Annotated in this window: 4 protein-coding genes and 2 tRNA genes; 3 read left to right on the plus strand and 3 right to left on the minus strand. The window is 71.5% G+C overall.

Annotation, left to right across the window (positions count from 1 at the left end):
- The first annotated feature begins 503 nt into the window (after positions 1-503).
- Positions 504-580, plus strand: a tRNA-Ser gene (locus ACIRS4_RS31220).
- A gap of 163 nt (positions 581-743) precedes the next feature.
- Here ACIRS4_RS31220 and ACIRS4_RS31225 read toward each other — a convergent pair.
- The 3 genes from ACIRS4_RS31225 to ACIRS4_RS31235 all read right to left on the minus strand — a co-directional run bounded on the left by ACIRS4_RS31225 (position 744) and on the right by ACIRS4_RS31235 (position 5,710).
- Positions 744-1,133, minus strand: coding sequence for a DUF6083 domain-containing protein (locus tag ACIRS4_RS31225; RefSeq protein WP_404202392.1), 390 nt, complete (start codon positions 1,131-1,133; stop codon positions 744-746).
- A gap of 280 nt (positions 1,134-1,413) precedes the next feature.
- Positions 1,414-1,872 carry a hypothetical protein gene (locus tag ACIRS4_RS31230; RefSeq protein WP_404202395.1) on the minus strand — a complete coding sequence of 153 codons (459 nt, stop codon included), beginning with the start codon at positions 1,870-1,872 and terminating at the stop codon, positions 1,414-1,416.
- Positions 1,862-5,710 carry a polymorphic toxin-type HINT domain-containing protein gene (locus ACIRS4_RS31235; RefSeq protein ID WP_404202397.1) on the minus strand — a complete coding sequence of 1,283 codons (3,849 nt, stop codon included), beginning with the start codon at positions 5,708-5,710 and terminating at the stop codon, positions 1,862-1,864. The genes ACIRS4_RS31230 and ACIRS4_RS31235 overlap by 11 nt, the downstream gene beginning before the upstream one ends.
- Before the next feature lie 394 nt (positions 5,711-6,104).
- Here ACIRS4_RS31235 and ACIRS4_RS31240 point away from each other — a divergent pair, with 394 nt between their 5' ends.
- Both ACIRS4_RS31240 and ACIRS4_RS31245 read left to right on the plus strand, forming a co-directional pair.
- The gene (locus tag ACIRS4_RS31240; protein ID WP_404202399.1) at positions 6,105-6,554 is read left to right on the plus strand and encodes a hypothetical protein; all 450 of its coding nucleotides are present in this window, start codon (positions 6,105-6,107) and stop codon (positions 6,552-6,554) included.
- A gap of 300 nt (positions 6,555-6,854) precedes the next feature.
- A tRNA-Arg gene (locus ACIRS4_RS31245) sits at positions 6,855-6,973 on the plus strand.
- Positions 6,974-7,345 lie beyond the last annotated feature (372 nt).

The following is a 7,345-nucleotide window of genomic DNA, read 5'->3' on the forward strand; positions in this document are numbered from 1 at the left end:
CCGATGCGCTGGAGGTCTGGGGGTGGGGCGGCTTATCGGAGTCGTCGGCCCCGTTTGCGAACAAGGTGTTCCATCCGGCGATGGCCAGAAGTACGCCCGCCAGGACGAGACCCGTGGACGGCTTCTTCCACCTGCTGGACGCTGACGACGGCTTCACATGGTGTCCTGCCCGGTAGTACCCCTTGCGGCTCTTAGCTTTTGCCACAGCTACACGTCCCCGTTCAGTGCGACTGCATTGTCGGGCAGAGTCTCGCAGCGATCAGGTCGTGCCGGTTCCCGAACGGCTAAGCACGGCTGATTCTGCACTGCTGGAGGAGTGATCTGCTGGCGCCGCCTCAAGAAGGCACGCTCAGGATCATGTTACGAGCAGCTCCAATGAAGGTTCAGAAGCCCCGTAAAGAGACCTCGTCATCCGCTGATCGGGCTCGGATCCACCCTGAAGCGGTGCTCGGCCAGCCGTGGCCTATCTGTGGACTCGTCTCGTCAGATCTGCCACGCGCAGGGCCGTAACCTGCCACGTTGCCCACGACCCAAGCGGCCTCCGGCGCCGTGTGCGCAGGTTCGAATCCTGCCGGGGGCACCTTGGATGAGGTGCCTAAAGACCCCGCCATCAGCGAGAACGCTGAGGTCGGGGTCTTCGCGTATGTGCAGCCGTATGTCGCCGAGAGCGGCCGGATGCCGAGGGCTGTGGACTATTCATGGGGGGACCTTCCCTGCTCAGCCCAAGGTTGCCGAGGTACCACTCAGCCGGCGTCCGGCCACTCTTCCGGAGGCGGAGGCGGAGGCGGCTTGGGGGCGTCCCGTCGCTCGGCCTGCCGCGCGTTCTCCCCACGCAGGCTCGTCAGCCACGGCCACAGATCCGGCAGCGGCTGTGCCGGGCAGGCTAGACGGTGCTCGATACGGCAGCGCTGGAACTGATCCGGCGGACACACCCCGTAGACCGTCACGCGTCCATCGGACAGCTCGATCCACCGGTGTTCCGCCGGAACCCTATGAGCCGGCGGACGCATGTCCGGCTCCAGAAGTACCCAGCCGTGTTCGAGTGTCGCTACCCGGTCCTGTGGCAGCCCGCAATGCGAGCAGCGGAACTGCCCGCCGCCCAATCGCCGCGGCTTCTCCTGTAAAACCCCCATACCGTGAGGGTCGCCAGCCCGGCAGTCGAGCCGTAGAGCGCGAACCAGACTGAACCTTTGGGATTACCGTGCGCCAGCGGGACGAAATACGACGCGCCAGGTGCGCCCAGCAACTGACGGCCGACAGCACACGGCCGAGATACGGCGAAGCCCTCCGGCCCAAGCGGGCTGGAGGGCTGACGGCCTACGCGCCTGATCACTCGCGTGCGTCGATGCACTTGGCGTAGCGGCTCAACAGGACCTCAACTGTCCGAGGATCCCAGCTGTCGCCTTCGACGGCTCAGACCAGGCCCGGCGGATAGCCGTAGTGCGGGCCGCCGCGGACCAGGGCGCGCCAGGACTCCTCGCCGCCGGAGCGGTCGGGGAAGGCCTGCACGCCGAATCCGTGGGCAGCCTCCAGGGTCAGGGCGCCCGCCGCACCCAGGTGGACGGCTCGAACGGTCGGACGGGCCTTCGCCAGGACGCGGTTCAGGATCGCGGCGCGGTCGTCGTACAGGGTGTCGAAGGTGTCGAACGCGTCCTCCCCCGCCCCTTTGCGGACGTACGACATGTCGCGTGAGCCCAGCACCACCTGGTCGTCACGCACGATCCGGAAGGCGCACTGCAGGTGCAGCCCGAGGTCCTCGCCGTGCGGGCCGGTCAGTTCCAGTACGCCCATGCCGGCCGCCCGGCCGACCGAGCGGAGCTCCGCCCCGGTCAGCAACTTCCGGATGTTCTCCGACTCCGCGTCAGCATCCACCGAACAACCCCTTGGCCTCCTCGACGATCCGATGGTAGTCGTACCCCTGCCCCGTGATCCGGTCGTGCAGCGCACGACGCTCGGCGGCGGTCACCTTGCGGCCCAGGTCGCGCTCGACGGATTTCAGGGCGTCCCGGAACTCCTTGTTCTCGGCCTGGTTGCCGCGCGGTGCGTGGTAGCCGTCGTCGTCCTGGTCACCCGTGTCCCAGGTCTCCTTGAGCTTCTGGAACTCCTTCTCCCAGTCCAGGCCGCCGTCGTTGTGCACGAGGACGGTGGCGTCGCCGGCCCGTACGTAGTACGTGTGGGCGTTGGCGACGGTGAGGTTGAAGACCGTCCGGGTCTGAGCCCAGGTGCGGGTGGCGATGACGGTGCGCAGCGTGCCGTCGGCGCTGAGGAACCGGTCGCCGGGCCGGACGTGACCTGCGGGGATCCAGTCGTGCCGGTCGGGCAGCCACAGCGGGTGGTTGTCGGTCGCGGTGAGCGTGCCGGTGGCGTCGCCGGCGTCGCCGTCGGTGTCGACGGTGAACCGGACGAGGCTCTTCGCCCCCGTCCCGGTGATGAGCCGCTGCACGGTCTGCGGCCCCGTGCGGCCGGTGCGGAAGTCGGTGGCGAGGACCCGGTCACCGATGCGCACGTCCTGGATGGGCTTGACCGTGCCGTCGGCCATGACGACGGGCGTCTCGGGGGTGAAGCTGTTGGCCAGCGGCACCCGGCAGGCCTTACGGCCCTTGCCGAACAGGCCCTTGAGGACGCCGAGCCCCTTCTTGCCCCACTTGCCGAACTTCACGGAGGAGGCGCCGTAACCCGCGACCGGCACGGCGGAGGCGCAGGACAGGCCGGCGTCCAGCGCGTCCCCCTCGGCGCCGTACCAGGAGCAGTTGGCGCCGTCGGCGAACTCGCCGGCTCCCGGGATGAGGCCCGCCACGTCGAGCAGCAGGTGTCCGGTGTCGGACAGCTTCCACTCGGACTCGTCGGCCTCCTCCTCGGCCGCCTGCCGGATCGCCTCCTCGCGGGCCTTGCGGGCCGCCTCGTCCCGGCGCCGGGCTTCCTCCTCGGCACGCCGCTTGGTCTCGGCGGTGGCCTTGGCGTCCTTGGCCGCCTTGTCGGCGTCCGCGGCGTCCTTGCCGGCGGCCTGAGCCGAAGCGCGGGCCTGCCGTGAGGACTCCGAGGCGTCCTCGGCGGAGTACCGTGCCCAGGCGGCGGAGGCGCGCGCCGTGTCCGCCGAAGTGCGCGCGTCGATGGCGGCGGCGTTCGCGTCGGCCTGGGCCTTGCGGGCGATTCTGGCCGACTGCTGTGCCCGTGTGGCGGATGCGGTGGCCTGGTCGGCGGACTTGCCGGCTTCGGTGGCGTAGGTCTTCGCCTCCTGCGCCGACGTGTTCGCCTTGTCGGCCCAGGTCTTGGCCTCGCCGGCCTGCTTGCGGGCCAGCGCGGCCGCCTTGAGGGCTTCGGCGGCGTTCTTCTGGGCCGTCGCGGCGACCCCGGCCGCCTCGGCGATCATCTGCTGGACGGCGGCGATATGGGTGGCGGCCAGCGCGTCCTGGCGGACGGCCCGGTACTGGCCGACGGTGATGAACTGGTGCAGGACCTGCGGAGCGCCCTCGACCGCGACACCGGCCGCCGCCTTGAGTTCGGGACCGCCGGTACTGACGAGGCGTGAGGCGAGCAGCTGCTCGTCCTTGATCCGGGCGATGTACTGACCGGAGGTGAGGAAGGCCCGCAGGGCGTCCGTGCCGCCGTCGAGGGCGGCCAGGGCGGCCTCCTTGGTGGCCGTGCCACCGGTGCTGACGAGCTGTGAGACGCGCAGCCGGTAGTCGTTGGCGGCGACCTCGTGCTGTCCCGCCGTCAGGAACGCGTGGGTCTGCCCCGCGTCCTTGCCGAGGACCTCCTCGGCGGCCTTGCGCACGGCGGGCGACCGAGCCTCGTCGGCGAGACGCTCGACCCGGGCCCGCTCGTCCTGCTGGGCGGCCTCCTTCCAGCCGGTGTGGACGTAGGCCACGACATCCCGGTCGGAGCCGGCGAGTGCGTCGGCAGCGGCGTTGCTGCTCCACGGCCCGCGGGTCTTCATGGTGACCAGCGCGACCCAGCGGCCCATGGCGACGATCCGCGCGGGGTCCGCGTCCGGCAGCGCGGCGTAGGCGGAGGCCTGGTTGACCACACCGTCGAGAGCGGTGGACGCTTTGGCGAGCTGGTCGCCCCGAGCGGCCTCGAGGTCGTAGGCGGCCTTGCTCTCGCGGGCCGTCTCCATGGCGTCGGCGGTGCGGGCCGTGAGTTCCTCGGCTTCGCTCCGGCGGGTCAGGTCGAAGGTGTCCCGGGCCTTCTTCACCGCGGCGGTGGCGGCGTCGGCGGCCTTCTTCGCCTCGCCCGCCTGGGTGGTCGACTCCTTGGCGGCGTCGCTGGCCTTACCGGCCTGGCTGGCCGCTTCGTCCGCGGCCTTGGCCGCGTTCTCGGCGTGCTCGGCGGCGCCGTTGGCGGCGTCTCTGGCGTCCGTCGCAGCGGCGGCAGACTCCTTGGCGAGGGCCTGGGAGACGCCGGCGGCACGGGTCGCCTCGCGGGCTCTGCGGCGGGCGGTGTCGGCGGCGGCGTCGGCCCGGGCGGAGTGAGCGCCGGCGGCGCGGGCGAGGCCGCCCGCCCGGCCGGCCTGGGCGGCCGCCTCGTCGGCGTTGCGTCCGGCGCTGGCGGCGGAGTCCGCTGCGGAGCCTGCCGCGAGGGACGCCACCGAGGCGGCCTGCGCGGCCAGCGCGGCTTCGCGCGCCTGCTTGGCGATGGCGCGGGCGTCCTGCGCGGCCTTGCGGGCGGCGGCTGCCTGGTTCGCGTCACCGGCGGCGGCGGCCGCGGCGCTGCGGGCACGGACGGCGGCGTCATTGGCCCCGGCGGCGGCGATGGCGGCCTGGGACGCGGCGGCGGCGGCGACCCGGGCGGCGGCGTTCGCCGCACGTGCGGCGTTGATGGCCTGCTGTGCGGCGGAGGCGGCGCCCCTGGCGGCGCGTTCGGCGCGGCCCGCGGCGTCGGCTGCCCGCTTGGCGTCCTTGCCGGCGGCGGCGGTCTCCTGGGCGGCCTCCAGTGCGGCCTTCTTCGCCAGGGCGGAGGCCTTGACGGCCCGGTCGGAGGCCTCCTTGGCGGCGTCGGTGTGCTGCTTGGCCTGTGCCCCGGCCGCCTTGGCCCGTTCGACGAGCTGCGCGACGGTGGCGTGCTCGTTGTCCCGGGCGCGGGCGATGTACTGCCCGACGGTCAGGAACTCCCGTACGTCCTCGATGCTTCCGTCGGCGGCGGCCATGGCGGCCGCCTTCGTGGCCGGTCCGCCGGCGCTGACGATCCGGGAGAGCTGCAGCCGGTCGTCGGCCTCGGCGGCCGTGTACCGGCCCTTCTCCAGGAATGCACGGACCTGCTCGGGACCGCCGTCGAGTGCGGCGACCCCGGCGGACTTGACGTTCGGCCCGCCCTCGCTGACCAGCTGCGAGATACGCAGTTGCTGGTCCTGCTTCAGCGGCGCCTGCCAGCCGTCCCTCAGGAACGCCAGCACCTGTTCGCGATCGCCGCTGTCCAGTGCCTTGAGCGCCGTCTCGCGCATCTTGGGCCCACTGGCCGAGTAGAGCTGCGAGAACAGCATCTGCTCGTCATGACGTTCCGCCACGGTCTGTTCCTGGTCGAGGAACAGCCGGATGTCGGCGTCGGATCCCTGGAGGGCGGTCTCGGCGGCGGCCCGTACGGAGGGGCCTCCGGTGTTCCACGCGTCCAGCACCAGTTGCCGGTCGGTCGCCGGCGCGGTCGGTAAGTCGTCCGCCGCGGCGGGCGTGAGGGCTCCCACGGTCAGTGAGAGCGTCAGGGCGCCGAGGCACACCGTACGTATGCCACGCGCCCACCTTCCCCCTGCTCTATTCACGTTCTGATTTCCCGTTCCTGAATCCCGCCCGGTCATGGCGGGTTCGCCGAATATCGGCGCGGTGAGCATATCCCCGGACCTGCACAATGCCCGTGACGGAAAGCGGAGCGGATGGTTCCAGGATTGACGGGAAATCAGCCCCACAGGTTCCCGCTCATTGAGATTCGTTACGACGTCGTTATGGCATCCGGCCTTGCCGGGGCCCTGTGAACGAAGGTGGTACGTTCTGGAAAGGGGCCCCGGGGGAACGGGCCTTCTCTGCGGCTGCCTTGATGCGCCGCTTCTTCGAAGGGAACCACTCGTGAAATTACGCGTGCGCGGAATACTGCTCGCGGGCGTCGTCGGCACGGTCGTGACACTGACCGGCATCACCGCGCTGACCACGTCGGCGGTTGCCGGGCCCACGGACGGCCCCCAGGCGGAACCGCCCTACGCCGTCGAGAATTTCGGCTATCCGAACGCCGATAAAATCCTCAAGGAAAAGGGCATCGTCCTGCGCCGGGGGGACGGCCACATCACGCTGACGGACTGCTCCGCCCCGCACCAGATCCAGGTATGGACGCTACAGAACACCGAGGGCCGGTACTGCTTCCAGGTCAGCGGGAAAACCGGATATCTGAGCCTGGAAGTCAATCGCGTCCACGCTATCCGCACCGACGACCGGGCCGTTCGGGCCAGCCTGACGACGGACGGGACGACCACCACGGTCGACGTCCCGAAGGACGAATACAAACCGGTCGGCGAAGGCGACCAGGCAGACCCGCGGCCCGCCGTCCTCGTGGAACTGAGGGTGACGGCTTGAGCCGGCCGGCGCGCGTTGAACCCGCCCGCCGATTCGCGGCGTAGGGGATCACCCCGGCGAAGTCGCCCAGGAGCAACCTCGCGGTCCTGGCGGCCGGCACCTTCACCACACCGGGAGTGACTCCATGCGCCCCGCCGGAGCGTGAGGGGTCACTCCCCGCCGAACGCCTCCCGGTGGTCCTGCGCCCACGCGCGGAACGTCCTGAGCACAATTGCCGGTGTCTCAGATAAGGGTTCGTCCGCCGAGAGTGACGTCTCTATCCTGAGCCGGAGCGGGACTGCGCGCGTTCCCGCAGGTTGCGGTGCCGTGGCAGAGCGGCCCATTGCGATCGCCGTGGGCGAGGTCCCTCCTGCGGCGACTGACGGAGACGGGGTGGACCTGCTCCCATCTGTCCGCGGGTTCGAATCCCGTCGGCACCGCAGCCGACCCGGGCTCAAGCACAGGGCACCGGCCGGCCCCATCGCGCCGGGTACGCCGACGTCGCGCCCGTGCCGGAGTGCGGACCCCTCAGGCCTGGAGGGGCTGGCCCGGAAACTGCACCATCGTGGATGCCCTGACAGCCCGTTGGGGCGCGTGAGCCCCTGCCGACGGGACGGCCGGAACCGCCTCGTACGTCGCGCATGGAATTCCCCGGGGCGCCGGGCGTTCCCTCGCGTGGGATACCCGGGCTTACAGACCATCGGGGGGGGGGGGGGGGGGGGGCCCCCCCCCCCCCCGGCGGGGGGGGGGGGGCGCCCCCCCCCCCCGGGGGGCCCCCCGGCCCGGCCCCCCCCCCCCCCCCGCCCCCCCCG

The organism is Streptomyces sp. NPDC101166 (genome assembly GCF_044768125.1).
Classification (GTDB): domain Bacteria; phylum Actinomycetota; class Actinomycetes; order Streptomycetales; family Streptomycetaceae; genus Streptomyces.